This is a genomic window from Paractinoplanes globisporus DSM 43857 (genome assembly GCF_000379645.1).
Lineage (GTDB): Bacteria > Actinomycetota > Actinomycetes > Mycobacteriales > Micromonosporaceae > Actinoplanes > Actinoplanes globisporus.
Genome location: NZ_KB903322.1, coordinates 33,244 through 50,161 on the forward strand (window position 1 = coordinate 33,244; position 16,918 = coordinate 50,161).

Below are 16,918 nucleotides of genomic sequence, written 5' to 3' on the forward strand. Positions count from 1 at the left end.
ATCGCCGTCGATGGACACGCTGGGCTCGTTTCTGGACACGGGGGACAAGGTCGCGTCCATCGTGGGGGCCGTGGCCGGGCTGGCCGCGTTGTGGATCGCCGTGCGCGCCGGGACGCGGCTGCGGCGCCGGCCCGACCGGCGGATCGTCGCGCTGCTCGCGGCCCAGCTCGCCGGGGGCGGGCGGCATCGGTACCGGTTCTTCGGCGAGCACGTGCCGGCGCTGACCGATCTCTACGTGCGGTCGCGGGCCTCGCTCGGCGGGCCCTCCGCCGGCGACAAGCCGCGAACGGTGCAGGCCACCGAGATCCTCACCGAGCATCGGCACGCGGTGCTGCTCGGCGACGCGGGCGCCGGCAAGTCCAGCTTCCTGACGACCGTCGCGGGAGACCTCGCCCGGCGCCGGCGGGGTGACGTCGCGGTCGTCGTGCCGGCCACCGATCTGGTGGGGCGGCGGCTTCCCGAGGCGCTTTCCCGGGCCGTGCAAAGGGATCTCGCGGTCGACCTGCCGGCCGAGGTGTTCGAGCGGGCGCCGGGCGCGGGCCGGTCCTGGCGGGTGCTGCTCGACGGGCTGGACGAGGTGGTCGCGGCGCCGGACCGGTCCGACGTGCTGTGGCAGATCAAGGGGCTGCTCGCCGGGACGGGGCCGTACCGGTTCGTGGTCACCTGCCGGCCGCTCGCGGCGCCCGAGCTGGCCGAGCTGCACGGGCCCTCGGTCGGCGTGTACGACCTGCGGCCCTTCGACCGGCGGGAGCTCGACGAGTTCGCGCATCGGTGGTTCGCGGCGCGGTTCCCCGACGACCGTCGGCGGGCCGACCGGACCGCCGGGCGCTTCCTGGCCCGGGTGGCCGGGGCGCGGCTCGGTCCGGTGGCCCGGGTTCCGCTGCTGGCCACGATCGCGGCGCTGGTCTACGAGTCGGCGGACGACCGGGCGCTGCCGTCGAGCCGGGCCGCCCTCTACGACCGGTTCGTCGACCACCTGCTGGACGGGCGCGGCTCCCTCGACCGGTTCCGCGAGGCCACGCTGACCAGCGGCAGCACGGTCGCCGAGTGGCTGTGCTCCGACATCCGCGGGCATGTGGGCGGGTTGCTGCGTGCCTGCGGCGACGCCTGGTTCACCGATTCCGACGTACGCCTCACCGAGGTGGCCGCCGCGTGGATGGAGGCGAACGCGCCGCACGGCCTCGGACCGGAACCCGAGCGATTCCTGCGCGACCTGCTGCTCACCACCGGCGTGTGCACGATGCGACGAGACCGGGTGGTGTTCGCGCACCAGAGCTTCGCCGAGTACTTCGCGGCGTCCGAGTTCGACGTGGAGGCCTGGGTGGCGACGGGGGCCGAACCCGCCACCCGCAGCATCGCCGCGTTCGCGATCGCCCGGCGGCCCGACGCCGACGAGCTGATCGCGCGGCTGCTGGCCGACGGCGAGCCGGACGCCGCCGGTGACCTGCTCGCCGACGGCATCCCCGTACGGCCGGAGACCCGCGACCGGATCGTCGACACGCTGGTGTGGCAGGTCGCGTACGAGGGCGACGTGGCGCCGGAGGCGCTGCGCATCCTGGGCGAGCTGAGCATCGACGCCGGCGTGCTGGCCCGGATGACCACGATCGTCAAGGACTCCGACGTGTCCGCGTGGACGCGCGCCCTCGTGGCCGACCGGATCGCCGACATCGACCCGGCGGCCGGGTTCCAGCTGCTGCACATGGTGGCCGGGAGCGCGGACGAGGTGGTGCGCGCCTGGATCGCCGACACGCTGGACGAGCGCGGCGGCCGGCCGGATTCGTACATGCGGCTGCCGCTCTGGGACGACGGGGTCCCGGCCCCGCAGCGGCCGCTGGGCGAGCTGGCCCGGCAGGCGCTCACCCGGCGGCTCGCCGACGCCCGCGCCACCGAGAGCGAGCGGGTGGCGGCCGCCCGTCAGCTGGCGCTGGGCGGCGACCTCACTCCCCTGCGCGCGATGGCGTCGGCCGCCGACGTCGACCCGCACCGCCGGGTGGAGCTCGCGACGGCGCTGGCCGACGCCGGGGACCCGAGCCTGCTCCGGCGGATCGGCGCCGGCGCCGCGAGCGATTCGAACTCCCAGACCGCGTACGCGGCGGCCCGTGTCCTCTTCGGCCGACGCGACCCGGCCGCCCTGGCGTCGCTGCGGCTGATCGCCGAGACCTACCGGGACCGCCCGATGGCGTACGGGGCGGCCGCGCGCTGCGTCGACCTCGGCGACCGGGAGCCGCTGACCCGGCTGGCCCGCGAGCCCGGCGAGGATCACGTGCGGCTCGCGGCGGCCCGGCGGCTGGCCGCTCTCGGTGAGCCCGAGGCCCTGGAGTGGCTGCTGGCGCATCCGCAGCCGCCCGCGCTCGAGGCGGCCACCCTCGCCGGGCTGCTCGAGGCCGGCCGGGCCGAGATGGCGCCCCGGCTCGAGCGGCTGCTGGAGAAGCACCGCTTCCGGCGGTACCGGCAGATCGAGCTGCGCTATCTGCTCGCCGCCAACGGCCGCGAACGGTCCGCGGGGATCCTCCGCCGATGGTCGACCCGGCGCCGGGGCTCCCATGTCGCCGTCGAGGCCGCGATCGCCCTGACCGCGCTCGGCGACCCGCAGGGCCCGGAGCTGCTGAGACGTACGGCCGCCGACGGCCGGGTGCGGCAGCGCTCGCGCATGCGGGCCGCGGTCGGGCTCGCCCAGCTCGTCCCGGACGACGGCATGGAATGGCTGGAACGGCTCGCCGAGCCCGGTTCCCGGCCGGCGCTGCGCCTGCGGGCGGCCACGGTGGCGCTGGGCATCGGCGACCGGACCGAGCCGCTGACCGAGCTCGCGCTGGATCCGGGCGCACCGGCCGCCCAACGCGCCGCGGCCGTCGAGTTGATGGCCGACCGCGGCGACCCGAGAGTGGCCGCGCTGGCGGCGGACCGCGGCGTCCCGGCGCTGGTGCGCGCGGCCGCCGCGCCGATGCTGCCGGAGACGGAGGCACGCGCCGCGTTGTCGGAGATCGCCACCGGCCCGGCCGGGGCGGCGACCCGCGTCGCCGCGATCGACAAGCTGGACGCCCTCGACGGTCAGGCCGCCGGTGAGCTGTTCGGCCGGTTGCTGCGGGACCGCCGGATCGGCCGTTTCCGCCGCTGGTGGCTGGCGATCGATCGCAGCGAGCTGCTCTCCGGCCCCGACTCCCGCGTGCTCGCCGAGCGGGTCGACGAGGACGGCAGCATGCCGCGTGTGTTTCTCGACATCGCCGTCCTGGCCGTGCGACGGCCTGAGCGGGTGTTCGCGCCCCAGGACGGGACCGCGGGCTAGGGTGATCGCATGCCGGACGTCGAGCTGCTCGACCATGGGCCGGTCGCCGAGATCCGGCTGAACCGGGTCGCCGCCCGCAACGCGCTCTCCACCCAGCTGGCCGCCGATCTGGTGCGGGCCACCGCCGCCGTACAGGAAAAACGGGCAGTCGTGCTGAGCTCGGCCGCGCCCACCGTGTTCTGCGTCGGCGCGGACCTGAAGGAACGCGACCGGATGACCGACGCCGAGTTCATGGCCCAGCGCCTGGTCTTCCGCCGCGCCTTCGGCAGCCTCGTCGGCCTGCCGGTCCCGCTGGTCGCGGCGGTGCACGGCCACGCCCTCGGCGGCGGCTTCGAGCTGGCCCTGAGCTGCGACCTGATCGTCGCCGACGAGACCGCCGTCGTCGGCCTGCCCGAGGTACGCGTCGGCATCGTCCCCGGCGGAGGCGGAACCCAGCTGCTCCCCCGCCGCGTCGGCTACGGCCTGGCCGCCGACCTGATCCTCACCGGCCGGCACGTCCCCGCGGCCGAGGCGGCCCGGCTGGGCCTGATCGATCGCCTGGTCCCGGCCGGCACCGACCGCGACGCGGCCATCGAACTGGCCACGCAGATCGCCGCCAACTCCCCGGTCGCCGTGGCCAACGCCCGCAACGCGATCCGCCGTGGCCTCGACGTCGACCTCGCGGCGGGACTGGATATCGAAGACTCCGCCTGGCGCGCCACCGTCTTCTCCGACGACCGCCGGGAGGGCGTACGCGCCTTCGTGGAACGCCGCCGCCCCACCTGGCCGTAAGGTAAGACGATGGCCCAGGAGGTCCGGTTCTGCCGGTCACCGGACGGGGTGCGGATCGCGTACGCGGTGCATGGCAGCGGTCCGGCCCTGCTGATCAATTCGTGCTGGCTGTCGCACCTGCAATACGACTGGCAGAGTCCGGTCTGGCGGCACTTCCTCGACGACCTCGGCCGGATCGCGACGGTGATCCGGTATGACGAGCGGGGTCACGGGCTGTCCGACTGGCAGGTGGATGACTTCTCGCTGACGGCTCGCGTCGGTGACCTCGAGGCCGTCGTCGCGTCGGCGGGGTTCGAGCGGTTCGCCCTGCTCGGCATGTCGCAGGGCGGCCCGGTGGCCATCGCCTACGCGGCCGCGCATCCCGAGCGGCTCACCCGGCTGATCCTGTTCGGGGCGTACGCGGCCCGCCGCCGCTCCCCCGAGGACGACGAGATGTTCGAGGCCTTCACCAGCCTGATCCGAGTGGGCTGGGCGCGGCCGCAGTCGACGTTCCGGCGGGTCTTCACCAACTTGCTCATTCCGGGCGCCGACGAGACGCAGATGCAGTGGGTGGACGCGCTCCAGCGGATGTCGACCTCCACCGAGAACGCGTACCAGTTTCGCGTGCAGCGCCAGAACGAGGACGTCACGGCCCTGTTGCCGCAGGTCACCGCCCCGACGCTGGTCCTGCACGCGCTCGGCGACGAGACGGTGGGCTTCGCCGAGGGCCGGCTGATCGCCACCACCATTCCGGGCGCGTCGCTCGTGCCGCTGGACAGCCGCAACCACATCCTGCTCGCCGGCGAGCCCGCGTGGCCGGTCTTCGTCCGCGAGCTGGCGGCCTTCCTGGCGCCCGACCGCGACCAGGCCGAGCCGCCCGACGCCGAACTGCTCAACCTCGCCGATCTCACCGCTCGCGAGCTGGAGATTCTCCGGCTGGCCGCGGCCGGTCTGGACAACGGCGCGATCGCCGGGTCGCTCGTGCTGAGCGTGCGCACCGTCGAGCGCCATCTCTCCAACGCCTATCTGAAACTGGGCGTCAGCGGCCGTGCCGGCCGCGCCGCCGCCGTCGCCGGTCTCGCTCGCCGCGGCCTGGCCTGATTCATCTGCGTGTACGCCGTCAGCACGGCGGCCTGCGATTGCGTGTCAGCACCGATCCGGCGCCCGGGCGGACGCACCTAGCGTCGGGGCATGACCATCGCAGCGAGCATCGAGAAGTTCACCGCCGACCCGTCCGCCGGTCGTTCCGCGCCGGCCGTCACCGCCACCCTCGTCAACGGCCGGGCCCGGTTGTCGGCCGGCCCGTTCAACTGGGACGCCGACCTCGCCCCGGCCGTCGGCGGCACCAACCTGGCGCCGAGCCCGACCGCGTACCTGCTGGGCGCGCTGGCCGGCTGTGCCGTCGCCTTCCTGCACGACACGCTGGCCCCGCAGCTCGGCGTGAAGATCGACGACGTCACCGCGACCGCCCGCTGCTCCACCGACGCCCGCGGGCTGCTCGGCATGGACGGGGCCGTGCCCGATCTGGGCGATCTCGCGATTGAGATCAACATCGAGTCGCCCGAAACGGAGGAGCGCCTGCGCGAGCTCGCCGACGCCTGGACCGCCCGTTGCCCCATCTACCTGGCACTTCTCAAGCCCAATGCGGTGGCGACGACCGTGACCGCGGGCGGGCAGAAGATCAACGGTGTCGGTCGCCGGTGACCTAGGGGTCGCGGTGGGATGCTGAGGGTCACCGCCACCAGGTCCCCCGGGAGGTCACCGAAGATGCTGCCCCTCAGCGACGCCACGCTCGCTTCCCTCAAAGACCTTTCCGTTCCCTCGTACGACCGGTCCGCGCTGACCGCCGGCATCGTGCACTTCGGGGTCGGTGGTTTCCACCGCGCCCACGAGGCTATGTACCTCGACCGGCTGATGAGCGCGGGCCAGGCGTACGACTGGGCGATCTGTGGGGTCGGGGTGATGCCGGCCGACCAGCGGATGCGGGACGTGCTGCGGGCGCAGGACGGGCTTTACACGCTCGTGGTGAAGGCGCCCGGCGGCGGGCTCGACGCGCGGGTGATCGGCTCGATCGTGGAGTACCTGTACGCCCCCGACGACCCCGAGGCCGTGATCGAGAAGATGGCCTCGCCCGAGATCCGGATCGTCTCGCTGACGGTCACCGAGGGCGGGTACAACTTCAACGCGGTCACCGGCGAGTTCATGGCCGACAACCCGGACGTGCGGCACGACCTCCAACCGGGCGCCAAGCCGAAGACCACGTTCGGGCTGATCACGGCGGCCATCGAGCGGCGGCGGGAGCGCGGGCTTCCGCCCTTCACCATCATGAGCTGCGACAACATCCAGGGGAACGGCGAGGCCGCGAGGCGCAGCTTCGTCGCGTACGCGCGGCTGCGCGACCCCGGGCTGGCGTCGTACGTGGCCGGCGAGGTGCGTTTCCCGAACAGCATGGTCGACCGGATCACGCCGGTGACCACGGACGACGACCGGGAGCAGGTGCGCGCCCGCTTCGGCGTCGACGACGGCTGGCCGGTGGTGTGCGAGCCGTTCACCCAGTGGGTGCTCGAGGACAGCTTCGGCAACGGGCGGCCGCCGTTCGAGGACGCCGGCGTGCAGGTGGTGCCGGACGTCGAGCCGTACGAGCTGATGAAGTTGCGCCTGCTCAACGCCTCCCACCAGGGGCTGTGCTACTTCGCCTGGCTGGCCGGGTACCGCCTGGTCCACGAGGCCGCCCAGGATCCCCTTTTCGCGCGCTTCCTCCTCGCGTACATGGAAAAGGAAGCGACTCCGACGCTGGAGCCGGTGCCGGGGGTCGACCTGCGGGAATATCAGCATCAGCTGATCGACCGGTTCTCCAACGCGCAGGTACGCGACACCGTGGCCCGGCTGTGCGCGGAAAGCTCCGACCGGATCCCGAAATGGGTGCTCCCGGTCATCCGGCGCAACCTGGACACCGGCGGCGACATCCTGCTGGCGACGGCGATCGTGGCCTCCTGGGCCCGGTACGCCGAGGGCGTCGACGAACAGGGCGAGCCGATCGAGGTCGTCGACCAGCTCCGCGACCGGCTCATGGCGGCCGCCGCCCGCCAACGCTCGGAACCGCTCGCCTTCATCCAGGACCGCGACGTCTTCGGCGACCTGGCCGACAACGAGCGCTTCGCGTCGGCGTACACCTCCGTGTTGTCGAGCCTGCACCACAAGGGAGCGAGAGCGACCCTCGAAGATCTCGTGTCGGGTCTTGTATAGCTCTCGGTTGTGCCGGGGTGACAGCATGAGCCGGTGACCCTGCCGCTGCGTGTCAACGTCGCGCCGGAGCAGGCCGAGGCCTCGCCGGGCGACAACCTTCAGTTCGACGTCACCGTGCGCAACGCGAGCGACATCGTGGAGCACTACGGCGTCGAGATGATCGGGCTGCCGGACGGCGCCACCGTGCGGGCCGAGCCCGAGGTGGCCAAGCTGCGCCCCACGGAGAGCGCGACGCTCACCGTGCGGATCACGCTGCCCGTGCAGCCCCCGCCCCCGGCCGGCACCTACGTGGTCGGCGCGCTGGTGCGATCGCCGTACCGGCACGACGTGTCCCGCTGCGTCGAGGTGCCGATCCAGCTGGCCAGCGTCGAGCAGATCACCCTGCGGACGACGCCCGAGGTGGTCAACGGCGGCGGCAGCGGCCAGTTCACGGTCGAGGTGGCGAACGGCGGCAACGCGCCGGTGCGGCTCTACCTGACGGCGACCGATCCCGAGCGGCGGGTCAGCGCGGCCTTCCAGCCGAACTACCTCGATCTGCCGCCGGGCGCGGCGGCCCGGGCGCTGCTGGCGGTGTCGGCGCCGGTGCCGTGGAACAAGGAGAAGCAGCGCCAACTGACCATCACCGCCCAGCCCGACATGCCGGGAGCGGTGCCGGTGACCGGGACGGCGTCGTTCATTCAGCAGCCGCGGTTCGCGCCCAAGCTGCTGAAGTTCGCCGGGATCGCGGCCGGCGTGGTGGTGCTGGCCGCGGCGATCGCGGTGCCGGCCCTGATCGCCAAGAAGAACGACAAGCCCGACCCGACGGCGGCCGTCCAGACGCCGCCGACCGCGGCCGCCACGACGGCCGCCCAGCAACAACAGCCCAGCGCCGCGCCGCCGACGGCCGCCTCCGCTCCCGCCTCGGCCGCGGCGCCGCCGGCGTCCTCGGCCGCGCAGACGTCCGCGCCGCCCACCTCCGCGGCCGCGACGGCGAACAACGGCGGCGGCGTCCGCGAGGTCGACCTCACGAAGCCGCAGGACGGCGTGGTGCCGAGCGACGCGTTCCGCAACGACGGCTTCCTGGTGAGCGCCGACCCCGGCACGATCGCCGTGGCCGGCTGCCAGAACGCCCGCAGCACCGCGGTGGTCACCGACCCGGTCAGCGGCCAGCGGTTCCTGACGTCGAGCTCGCCGGACGACCCGACCCAGTGTCACCAGGTGCCGATGCTGATCGCGTTCCTGCCGGACAAGCCGGCCGGGGGCCTCCAGGTCACGCCGTTCACCCCGAACACGCTGGACATGGAGGTCACCTTCAAGGACCTCCAGCGGGGCGCGGCACCGACCCTGACCGTCTCGGCCGAGGACGCGGCCAAGCACGGCGGCATCGACCAGATCCTGCTCAAGCCGGCCGTCGCCGGCGCGGCCGGAACCCCGGTCGCCGTCACGAAGATCCGGTTCGCTCCGCTGGCCTGAGCGTTCACCGCGATCTCTGCGGTACCCGCGCTGCCGGGTCCGCCGACGACACTGCCACGTCCATGCCAGTCCGACCTCCGACAGACTTCCAGGGCGATTACATTCGGGTACAGCACGCCGCGGAGAGTTGCCACTCAAAGGTCGGCTACGGCAGTGGCGCGCGCGAGGTGAGTTGTGCCCCCAACTTACGCACCGTGGTCACCGCCGTACGAAACTCATCGGGCGCGCTGGGGCTCGTTTCCTGGGACGATCTTTCCGCCCGCGGGGAGCTTCAGCGGTGACGGCGCCACCGATCTGCTCGGTTCGGTCGCGCGTGCCGCGATCACGATGATCCGGTCGATGCCCCTGACCTGAGTCGTTTCGTTCCCAGGATCGCCGTTGCCATGATCGTGATGCAGAGGGCGCCGTTCACGAAGGACGCGGTGACGTCGCTCGGGTGGTGCATGCCGCGGTAGAGGCGAGAGATGGCCACGCAGACCGGGACGAGCACCAGCGCCCAGAAGACCCACTTGCGCGTCCTCATCACCAGGATGAGGGCGAGGCCGGCGTACAGGGCGACCGCGGCCGAGGTGTGGCCGGACGGGAAGCTCGAGGTCGGCGGGGAGTTGTCGAGGTGCTGTACCTCCGGGCGTTGGCGGTCGATCACCAGCGTCGTGAAGAAGAAGACGATCGCCTGGGCGCTCACGGCGGCGCACAGGAAGATGGGCTCCCGCCAGCTGTGCAGCGTGCGGAGCAGGATGAACGCGGCGATCGCGGTGACGCCGATGATCACTGGCGTGCTGCCGACCAGGCTGAAGAACGCGGTCACCTTGTTGAGCGGATCGGTGCGGTGTGCGGCGAAGTAGCGGTTGAGTCCGTCCTCGACCGTGAACGGCCAGACGTCGTCGAGCGCCTTCGTGACCAGCAGGCCGAGCCCGATCATCCCGAACTGCAGCACGGCGAGCGGGAGCAGGATCCGCTTGGCGAACCAGGCCAGGTGGGGGGCGTCCAGGTGCTGCCGGGCAGCGGTGGCTAATTCGGGCATGGACCGCGGTCTACCCGATCCGCGCCCCTTTCAAGCCTGCTATCGTCGGCCGGTGCGGGATGGGTAGGCATCGGGCGTGGCTACAGGCCCAGCTCGGCGGCCGTTTGACGATCAGATCCGTTCGCTCGCTGCACGACGGGGAAAGTCCGTGGTGGATCGAGGTGGCGGCGCCCGGCGGCCCGGCGTACGCGGTGATCATGCGCTATCCGAGCAGCCGCATCACCCCCGGCCAGATCGCGACCAACGCGGCGGCGCTCGAGGTCGCCGAGCGGCACGGGCTGCCGGCTCCGCGCCTGCTCGCGGCCGATCTCTCGCTGCCGGCCAGCGTGGAGACCGTCCTGCCGGGAACGAGCACCTGGCCGGCGGCTTCCTCCGTGGAACTGCTGCGGTCGGCGGGCACGGCGATGGCGCAGGTGCACACCGTCGTCATCGACGCGCAGCCCCGGCTCCCGTTCCGTCCTCGCCCGATCGCGGTCGACGACTTCGCCCATGACCGCCGCATCGGCCGGATGCCGAGCACGTCGCTGCTCGAACGAGCCGACAGCCGAATCCAGGCGATCAAGCCCCCCGCCGCCCCCGTCCGCTTCGTGCACGGCGACGTATGGCCGGGCAACACGATCATCACCGGCGACCGGGTCGACGCCTTGATCGACTGGAAGACGGCCGGCGTCGGGAATCCCGGTGTGGACCTGGGCGAACTACGCAAACAAGCCGCGATCCTGTACGACGACGACGCGCCCCGCCACGTGCAGGAGGGCTGGGAGCGGGCCGGCGGCGCGCGGGCCGGGGACGTGCCGTACTGGGATGCCGTGGCCGCCCTCAACACGCCGACCGAGCTGTACAGCCCCCGCGCCACCCGCCGCCGCGACGACTTCCTGCGAGCCGCGCTCGCCCAGCTCTGATCGCCCCCCGGCTCCGAAATTCCGGCCCGACGGTGTCGTATCGGCCGGACGCCGTTCGTAGGTTAGGTGGAGGCGGACGCCGGGTCCGGCCGAGCAGAGGGAGCAACCATGCCCGAGTACCTCATCTACTTCAACCAGCAGTGGGTGGGTGACCACAGCGAGGAGTGGTTCCGCGGGCGCGGGCCCCTCTCCAGGGCGGTCGTCGACGAGATCAAGGCCACCGGAGCGTACGTCTACGCCGGCGGCCTGGAGGAAGAGGACGGCCCGGTCTTCAGCGCCGACGCCACGAGCGGCGCACTGTTGTTCACCGACGGGCCCTACGCCGAGACCAAGGAGTTCCTGGGCGGACTGACCATCGTGAACGTCCCCGACGAGGAGACGGCCCGGATCTGGGCCGGCCGGATCGCGGAGGCGTGCGGCTGGCCCCAGGAGGTCCGCCGCTTCAAGCCGCGGCTCTGAGCGGTCAGTCGCGGCAGGGCTCGACCGCAGGCTTGGGCGGCGCGGCGACGGCGGCCTGCCCGAGCGTCTCCTTGAAGGCCTTGTTCCAGCGCCCGTCGTGCTCGACCTTCGTGATCACGCCGCTGAGGAAATCGCAGAGCGCCCGGTCGCCCTTGGGATAGCCGATTCCGTACGCGTCGACCGAGAACTCGGGCCCGACCACGGCCAGTTTTGTCGGAAGCTGGGCCACGTAGCCGAGCAGCACGACGCCGTCCGTGGTGACGCCGTCGACCGAACGGGTCAGCAGGCGCTGCACGCATTTGGTGTAGTTGTCGGCGATCTCCGGCGTGGTTCCGTAGAGCTGCCGCCACCGGTCGATCGAGGTCGAGCCGGAAACCGAGCAGACCCGGCCCCCGCGGATCTTTTCCGGGCCGGTGATGACGTTCTTCTCGGCCCGCCGGACCAGCAGTTGCTGGCCGGTTTTGAAGTACGGCCCGGCCTGCCCGACGACGGCTCGGCGGCGATCGCTCATCGAGTACGACGCGACGACGATGTCGACCCGGCCCTGGACGAGATAGTCCTCGCGGACCCGGGATGTCGTGGTGACGAAGGTGATCTGTTTGCGGCTCAGGCCGAGCTCGGCGGCCACGATGGTGGCGAGCTCGACGTCGAAGCCCTCGTACTGGTTGGTCGCCGGATTGAGGAACCCGAGACTGGGCTGGTCGGCCTTCACCCCGATGCGGATCCGCCCGCTGTGCTGGAGCCGGTGCATGGTGGTGCCGGCCGGGAAGTCCACGAATTCCGGCGAATCGCAGGCGGGAAGGGCCAGCAGCGCGACGACAGCGAGGGCGACGGCCAGGCGATTCATGACGGGTCACCGAAGCCGGCATCTCGTGCCTTGGCCACCGCGGCGGCCCGGTCGCCGGCGTGCAGCTTGAAGAGGATCGCCGAGACGTGGTTGCGGACGGTCTTCTCCGACAGAGCGAGCCGGCGGGCGATGTCATGGTTGCCGCACCCGGCCGCCACTAGCTTGAGTACCTGCCGTTCCCGATCGGTCAGCTCCGGGAACACGGTCGCCGCACGGTCCTGGTCGGCGCCGATGAAGAAGTCGCTGATGCGGTGGGCGATGCCGGTGCCGTACACGGACTCCCCCGCCGCGACCGCGAGAATCGCACGGGTGATCTCCGTACGGTCGGCGCCCTTGAGCAGATAGCCCCGGGCGCCCGCGCGAAGCGCACCGATCAGCGCCTGGTTCTCGTCGTGCATGGTCAGGACGAGCACCTTGGTCTCCGGGTGCCGGGCGAGTATGGCGCGAGTGGCCGCGGCCCCGTCCATGTCCGGCATGGTGAGGTCGGTGACCACGACGTCCGGCTCGGTGTCGTCGACGAGCTTCAGCAGCTGCCGGCCGTCGGCGGCCTCGCCGACGATCTCGATCTCCGGGTTGGCCGCGATCGCCGAGATGAGTCCGTAGCGGAACATCGGGTGGTCGTCGGCGAGGACGACCCGGACGGGACTGGTCATGACGGCTCCAGCGGCAGCGTGGCGGTGACGGTGGTGCCGGTGCTTCCCGAGCTGATCTCCAGGCGGCCGCCCAGGCTCTCCGCGCGCCGGCGCATGGAGGTCAGCCCGATTCCGGCAACGGCCGACCGGGTGCCGCACCCGTCGTCCGCGACCACGATGCGAAGAGCGCCGTCCGGCGCGGCGACGCTCACCCGCACGTGCCGGGCATCGGCGTGCCGGGCGACGTTCGTGAGTGCCTCCGTCGTGATCCGGTACGCGGCGTTCTCGACGTCTGCCGGCAGGAGCGGCAGGGCGGATTCGGTCAGCGAGACCGGCACCTTGGACGACACCGTCGCGGCGTGCCGGCGGATCGCCTCCGACAGCGTCATGGTGTCCAGTGCGGCCGGGCGCAGGTCGTCCACGATGCGGCGGACCTCGGCCAGGGCGACCGCCACCTCGTCCTGGATGCGGCGCAGTAGCGGGTTCTGATCGTTGTCGGCCAGGGCTTCCAGTCCGAGGCCGATGCCGGAGAGCGACGGTCCGAGCCCGTCGTGCATGTCGGCCCGGAGCCGGTCGCGCTCCGCCTCGGCCGCCGTGACCACCCGGTCCCGTTCCGCCTCCAGTTGCTCGGTGAGCTGATAGGCCCGGAGCACCACCGCGACCTGGAGGCCGAGCACCGCGAGCAGTCGTACGTCGGCCGTGGTGTAGGTCTCGCCCGGCCGGCGCGGCTGCACGCGCACCTCGCCGAGCGCGGTGCCGCCGAACTGCAGGGGCAGGTTCGTGGTGGGAATGTCGTCCTCGTCCGCGCCGACCAGGGCCAGCCGGCGGCCGTCGGGTCCGATCAGGCTCGCGCCCGGCGCGTGCACCGCGGCCGTGACACTGGTGAGGGCCGCGGCCAGCAGGTCGCCCTGTCCGGTCCCGGCGACCCGTTCACCGAGCGAGGTCAGGGCCTGGATCGGGTCGCCGCGCTGGCCGTACAACAGGCGGTCGGCGGCCCGTTGAAGCCGGTCACGGGCCGGTGCGAGCGCGACCGCCACGGCCGCCGCCGCGATCACGCCAGGTAGCGGCCGGCTGTCCAGCGCGGCGCCGACGACCGCGCCGGCCGCGGCCGTGACGCCCAGGTAGGCGGCCACGACGACCGACGTGTACATGCCGTAGACGAGTCCCCGCCGCAGCACCGTCTCGATGCCGAACAGCCGGTAGCGGAGTACCCCGACCGCCACGGCGATCGGGACGAGCAGCAGGGGCAACAGCGTCAGCACGTTGGCGAAGGTGGTCGAGACGAAGAACGAGGCCGCGAGGAACGGCATCACCACGCAGACCAGCAGGGCGAGCTGCTGGCGGCGGGGAAACTGCGCACGGTAGAGCCGCAGGACGGTACCGATCCAGATGGTGATCATCGAGATCACCAGGAGCGGCGTGAAGATCCAGGAGCTGATCCGGCTCCACTGCGCCCACGCCGGCGGCACGGCGGGAATCCTGGCATTGAGGTCGGTCGACAGGAAGACACCGAGCTCGTAGACGCGGGGGCCGGGGACCAGGACGTCGGCCAGTCGCTGCGGGAATCGCGGCACCATTCCCCAGCCCGACGTCGACACCGGATCGACGACCGGGAACGGGATGCAGAGCATCAGGATGACGATCGAGAGCGTGGCCGTGCCGACCGGCCACCGCCACCAGGCGCCGGGCAGCCGGCCGTCCGGATAGAGGGCCAGCAGCAGGGTCGGCGGGATCAGCCATCCGGGCAGGTAGAGCGCGGGCCCGAAATAGGCTCCCCACGACGGCGAACTGCCCAGCAGGCCGTACCCGCTGTAGGCGGTGATGCACACCGCCGCCGCCTGGGACGCGCCCACCCCGAGAACCAGCCAGCCGATCGCGTTGCGTGGTCGTACCGCGGCGAGAATCGCGCCGACGATCGCCCAGACCAGGGCCAGCACACCGCAGGCGAGCACGAAGGCGGGCCCGGTGAACGGCTCGGGCGCGAAGAACCAGGTCTCCTCGCTCGGCCGGAGGATCTTCCGCCACGCGACGGCGACCACGACGACCGAGGACGTCGCTGCCAATGCCGCACCCAACCGGGCGAACCTCACCACCACAGTCTGTGCCCGTGGCGAGCCGCCCTCCAGTGCGAATGTCCTGCCTGGACCGGGCGATCATCCCGGCCGGCCCGGGACCGCGGTCCCGCCGTCCCGGGTGGACGCGACGGCCCGGAGCGTCCGCCGGGTGCGATGCCCGGCCCCGAGGGGACGCCCGGCTCATGCGCCCGGCCGGGCGGGCAGCGCACCGTCGGAGTGCACCACCAGGCCCGTCGCCGGGAGGATCTCATGTCAACCCTCAACATCGCGTCCGGACCATCCGCCGACCTGCTCGTCACCATCCGCGATCTACGCGAGCGCACGGACGCCTACTTACGCATCGCCTGCTCGCGCCGGCGCTTGCTGATCAACGTCTCTCTCGTCGCCGCCGCACTCGCCACGTTCCTGACCGCGGCGCCGGCCCTGGGCGGCCGGTCGTTCGCGACGTGGCTGGGCGACGTCTTCGGACTGGCCTCGCCGGCGTGGCAGTTGCTGTGCGGCGGTGCCGCGATGTGTTCGCTCGCCGCCACGATCGCCACCCAGCTGTTGCGGTCGCACAACGTCGACGAGCAGGTCAAGGCCGCACGGAGCGTCCAGGCCCAGCTGCAGACCCTCGAGATCCGCGTCCGGCTGGATCGGATGGGCCAGGCCGAGGCGGTCGCCGAACTCGTCAAGTGCGTCGAGAACGCGGCCTTCGTGTGGCCGTCGCTGCCCTCGAGGCGAGCGACGGGACGGGCGACCGTGGCCGGCGGTGGCAGGCTGGGCTCGTGAGTCAAGCCGCGTGGAGTGTCAACACGCTCGTACGGTTCTGTGCCCGCCGGGATGTCGCCGAGCTGACGCCGGCCGCGCTGGGAGGCGTGGTCGACGTCGCGATCCTCTTCGGCGGCAGCATCCTGGCCGGGGCCGATGTGTTCGCGGCGGCGATGCGGGCCGGGGCGGCCCGGCGGTACCTGATCGTGGGCGGGCAGGGGCACACGACGGACGCGCTGCGGCGGGCGATGGGCTCGGACGACTCGGCACTGACCGAGGCGGCGCTCTTCGATCGGTACCTGCGACGGCGGTACGGCCTGGCCGTCGATCTGCTCGAGCAGGAGTCGACGAACTGCGGCAACAACGTCACCAATGCGCTCGCCGTGCTGCGGGCCGAGGGCGTACGGCATGAATGGCTGGTTTTGGTGCAGGACGCGACGATGCAGCAGCGGATGGATGCGGGTTTCCGCCGGCAGACCGCGCCCTCGACCCGGATAGTCAACTACGCCGCGCACCGGACCCTCGTCGACGACGCGCTGGCGTACGTGGATCCGCCGGCCGGCATGTGGCCGCTCGACCGGTACGTCTCGCTGCTGCTGGGCGAGGTGCGCCGGCTGACCGACGACGCGAACGGATACGGCCCGGCCGGGCGAGGCTTCATCGCGCACGTCGATGTGCCGGCCGAGGTCCGGCTGGCGGCCGAACACCTCTCCGCCGGCTTCACGGCCCGCGTGGCCGACGCGAGATGGGCAGGCTGATGGCCCCGGATCCGGAGTTCACCGCCCGGGAAATCGTGGCCGGGCGGTTCCCCCACGCCACCTGGGCGATCCTGACCGGCAGTGTGCTCGGTCCGCACCGGACCGCCGGCTCCGACCTGGACATCGTCGTGCTTCAGGAGAGCGAGCCGAGTCATCGCGAGAGCCTGCACTACCGCGGCTGGCCGGTGGAACTGTTCGTCAACACCGCCGACAGCCTCGCGGGCTTCATGGCGAGCGAGCTGGCCAAGCGGAAGCCCAGCACGCATCGGATGATCGCCCAGGGCGTGACGGTGCTGGGCGACCCGGGCGAGCTGCCCGCCCGGTGCGCCCGAGTGCTGGCCGAGGGGCCGCCGCCGCTGACCGAGGCCGAGCGGGACGGACTCCGGTACGGCCTGACCGACGTGCTCGACGACTTCACCCACGTCGTCGACCCGGGCGAGCGTACGGTCATCGCCTCGGTTTTGTGGTTCGAGGCCGGAAAGGCCGCGCTCGCGTTCGCCGGGCGCTGGGTCAGCGGGGGCAAATGGCTGCTCCGGGAGCTGCGGGAGCTCGACCCCGACTTCGCCGCGCGGTGGCTGGCGGCTCGCGACGAACCGGCCGAGCTCGCCACTCAGGTCCTGGCCGACGGCGGCGGCCCGCTGTTCGACGGCTATCGCGCCTGAGCACTCTGCCGGCCGAGTGTCCGGAATCCGGCAGACGAGGGTGGCGAAATCAGCTCGGCACGCCATTCATCAGGCGAT

At 72.3% G+C, this 16,918-nt stretch carries 15 protein-coding genes; 11 read left to right on the top strand and 4 right to left on the bottom strand.

Annotated elements, in window-relative coordinates:
• The first annotated feature begins 10 nt into the window (after window positions 1–10).
• The 6 genes from A3CQ_RS0134630 (at window position 11) to A3CQ_RS0134655 (ending at window position 8,731) form a co-directional block, all read left to right on the top strand.
• Window positions 11–3,283, top strand: coding sequence for an NACHT domain-containing protein (locus A3CQ_RS0134630; RefSeq protein ID WP_020515540.1), 3,273 nt, complete (start codon window positions 11–13; stop codon window positions 3,281–3,283).
• A gap of 9 nt (window positions 3,284–3,292) precedes the next feature.
• The gene (locus A3CQ_RS0134635; RefSeq protein WP_020515541.1) at window positions 3,293–4,054 is read left to right on the top strand and encodes an enoyl-CoA hydratase/isomerase family protein; all 762 of its coding nucleotides are present in this window, start codon (window positions 3,293–3,295) and stop codon (window positions 4,052–4,054) included.
• Between the two features lie 9 nt (window positions 4,055–4,063).
• Window positions 4,064–5,134: an alpha/beta fold hydrolase gene (locus tag A3CQ_RS63205; protein WP_020515542.1), complete on the top strand. Its 1,071-nt coding sequence runs from the start codon at window positions 4,064–4,066 to the stop codon at window positions 5,132–5,134.
• A 90-nt stretch (window positions 5,135–5,224) separates the two neighbouring features.
• The gene (locus A3CQ_RS0134645) at window positions 5,225–5,737 is read left to right on the top strand and encodes an OsmC family protein (protein WP_020515543.1); all 513 of its coding nucleotides are present in this window, start codon (window positions 5,225–5,227) and stop codon (window positions 5,735–5,737) included.
• Between the two features lie 63 nt (window positions 5,738–5,800).
• A complete protein-coding gene (locus tag A3CQ_RS0134650; protein WP_020515544.1) occupies window positions 5,801–7,279 on the top strand; it encodes a mannitol dehydrogenase family protein in 1,479 nt (492 codons plus the stop codon).
• Window positions 7,280–7,312: 33 nt separating this feature from the next.
• Window positions 7,313–8,731, top strand: coding sequence for a COG1470 family protein (locus tag A3CQ_RS0134655; RefSeq protein WP_020515545.1), 1,419 nt, complete (start codon window positions 7,313–7,315; stop codon window positions 8,729–8,731).
• A 322-nt stretch (window positions 8,732–9,053) separates the two neighbouring features.
• On the opposite strand, the gene A3CQ_RS0134660 is transcribed toward A3CQ_RS0134655, so the two are convergent.
• On the bottom strand, window positions 9,054–9,755 hold the full coding sequence (locus tag A3CQ_RS0134660) for a phosphatase PAP2 family protein (RefSeq protein ID WP_020515546.1): 702 nt from the start codon (window positions 9,753–9,755) through the stop codon (window positions 9,054–9,056).
• Window positions 9,756–9,814: 59 nt separating this feature from the next.
• Between A3CQ_RS0134660 and A3CQ_RS0134665 the strand changes: the two genes are divergently transcribed.
• Both A3CQ_RS0134665 and A3CQ_RS0134670 read left to right on the top strand, forming a co-directional pair.
• Window positions 9,815–10,657 carry a phosphotransferase family protein gene (locus tag A3CQ_RS0134665; protein ID WP_026206538.1) on the top strand — a complete coding sequence of 281 codons (843 nt, stop codon included), beginning with the start codon at window positions 9,815–9,817 and terminating at the stop codon, window positions 10,655–10,657.
• 108 nt (window positions 10,658–10,765) lie between these two features.
• Complete coding sequence (locus A3CQ_RS0134670; RefSeq protein ID WP_020515548.1) at window positions 10,766–11,116, top strand: YciI family protein; 351 nt, start codon at window positions 10,766–10,768, stop codon at window positions 11,114–11,116.
• 4 nt (window positions 11,117–11,120) lie between these two features.
• Here A3CQ_RS0134670 and A3CQ_RS0134675 read toward each other — a convergent pair whose 3' ends face one another.
• From A3CQ_RS0134675 to A3CQ_RS0134685, 3 genes are read right to left on the bottom strand one after another with little or no spacing between them, the layout of a single operon-like run.
• A complete protein-coding gene (locus A3CQ_RS0134675; RefSeq protein WP_020515549.1) occupies window positions 11,121–11,963 on the bottom strand; it encodes a glutamate ABC transporter substrate-binding protein in 843 nt (280 codons plus the stop codon).
• Window positions 11,960–12,616 carry a response regulator transcription factor gene (locus tag A3CQ_RS0134680; protein WP_020515550.1) on the bottom strand — a complete coding sequence of 219 codons (657 nt, stop codon included), beginning with the start codon at window positions 12,614–12,616 and terminating at the stop codon, window positions 11,960–11,962. The genes A3CQ_RS0134675 and A3CQ_RS0134680 overlap by 4 nt, the downstream gene beginning before the upstream one ends.
• Window positions 12,613–14,658 (bottom strand): sensor histidine kinase, encoded by a 2,046-nt coding sequence (locus A3CQ_RS0134685; RefSeq protein ID WP_020515551.1) that lies wholly within the window; start codon window positions 14,656–14,658, stop codon window positions 12,613–12,615. The genes A3CQ_RS0134680 and A3CQ_RS0134685 overlap by 4 nt, the downstream gene beginning before the upstream one ends.
• Before the next feature lie 261 nt (window positions 14,659–14,919).
• Here A3CQ_RS0134685 and A3CQ_RS63210 point away from each other — a divergent pair, with 261 nt between their 5' ends.
• Genes A3CQ_RS63210 through A3CQ_RS0134700 form a run of 3 tightly spaced genes read left to right on the top strand, consistent with a single transcriptional unit; the run spans window position 14,920 to window position 16,840 of the window.
• Window positions 14,920–15,441: a hypothetical protein gene (locus A3CQ_RS63210; RefSeq protein WP_020515552.1), complete on the top strand. Its 522-nt coding sequence runs from the start codon at window positions 14,920–14,922 to the stop codon at window positions 15,439–15,441.
• Entirely contained in the window at window positions 15,438–16,178 is a 741-nt protein-coding gene (locus A3CQ_RS63215) for an ElyC/SanA/YdcF family protein (RefSeq protein WP_026206540.1), read from the top strand. Before A3CQ_RS63210 ends, A3CQ_RS63215 begins: the two co-directional genes overlap by 4 nt.
• Window positions 16,178–16,840, top strand: coding sequence for a hypothetical protein (locus A3CQ_RS0134700; protein WP_020515554.1), 663 nt, complete (start codon window positions 16,178–16,180; stop codon window positions 16,838–16,840). The genes A3CQ_RS63215 and A3CQ_RS0134700 overlap by 1 nt, the downstream gene beginning before the upstream one ends.
• The last annotated feature ends 78 nt before the right edge of the window (window positions 16,841–16,918 follow it).

What these genes read in the sequence shown, in the direction of transcription:
- A3CQ_RS0134630 (WP_020515540.1), top strand. Translation starts at nt 11, where the DNA reads ATGGACACGCTGGGCTCGTTTCTGGACACGGGGGACAAGGTCGCGTCC.
- A3CQ_RS0134635 (WP_020515541.1), top strand. Translation starts at nt 3,293, where the DNA reads ATGCCGGACGTCGAGCTGCTCGACCATGGGCCGGTCGCCGAGATCCGG.
- A3CQ_RS63205 (WP_020515542.1), top strand. Translation starts at nt 4,064, where the DNA reads ATGGCCCAGGAGGTCCGGTTCTGCCGGTCACCGGACGGGGTGCGGATC.
- A3CQ_RS0134645 (WP_020515543.1), top strand. Translation starts at nt 5,225, where the DNA reads ATGACCATCGCAGCGAGCATCGAGAAGTTCACCGCCGACCCGTCCGCC.
- A3CQ_RS0134650 (WP_020515544.1), top strand. Translation starts at nt 5,801, where the DNA reads ATGCTGCCCCTCAGCGACGCCACGCTCGCTTCCCTCAAAGACCTTTCC.
- A3CQ_RS0134660 (WP_020515546.1), bottom strand. Translation starts at nt 9,755, where the DNA reads ATGCCCGAATTAGCCACCGCTGCCCGGCAGCACCTGGACGCCCCCCAC.
- A3CQ_RS0134665 (WP_026206538.1), top strand. Translation starts at nt 9,815, where the DNA reads ATGGGTAGGCATCGGGCGTGGCTACAGGCCCAGCTCGGCGGCCGTTTG.
- A3CQ_RS0134670 (WP_020515548.1), top strand. Translation starts at nt 10,766, where the DNA reads ATGCCCGAGTACCTCATCTACTTCAACCAGCAGTGGGTGGGTGACCAC.
- A3CQ_RS0134675 (WP_020515549.1), bottom strand. Translation starts at nt 11,963, where the DNA reads ATGAATCGCCTGGCCGTCGCCCTCGCTGTCGTCGCGCTGCTGGCCCTT.
- A3CQ_RS0134680 (WP_020515550.1), bottom strand. Translation starts at nt 12,616, where the DNA reads ATGACCAGTCCCGTCCGGGTCGTCCTCGCCGACGACCACCCGATGTTC.
- A3CQ_RS63210 (WP_020515552.1), top strand. Translation starts at nt 14,920, where the DNA reads ATGTCAACCCTCAACATCGCGTCCGGACCATCCGCCGACCTGCTCGTC.
- A3CQ_RS0134700 (WP_020515554.1), top strand. Translation starts at nt 16,178, where the DNA reads ATGGCCCCGGATCCGGAGTTCACCGCCCGGGAAATCGTGGCCGGGCGG.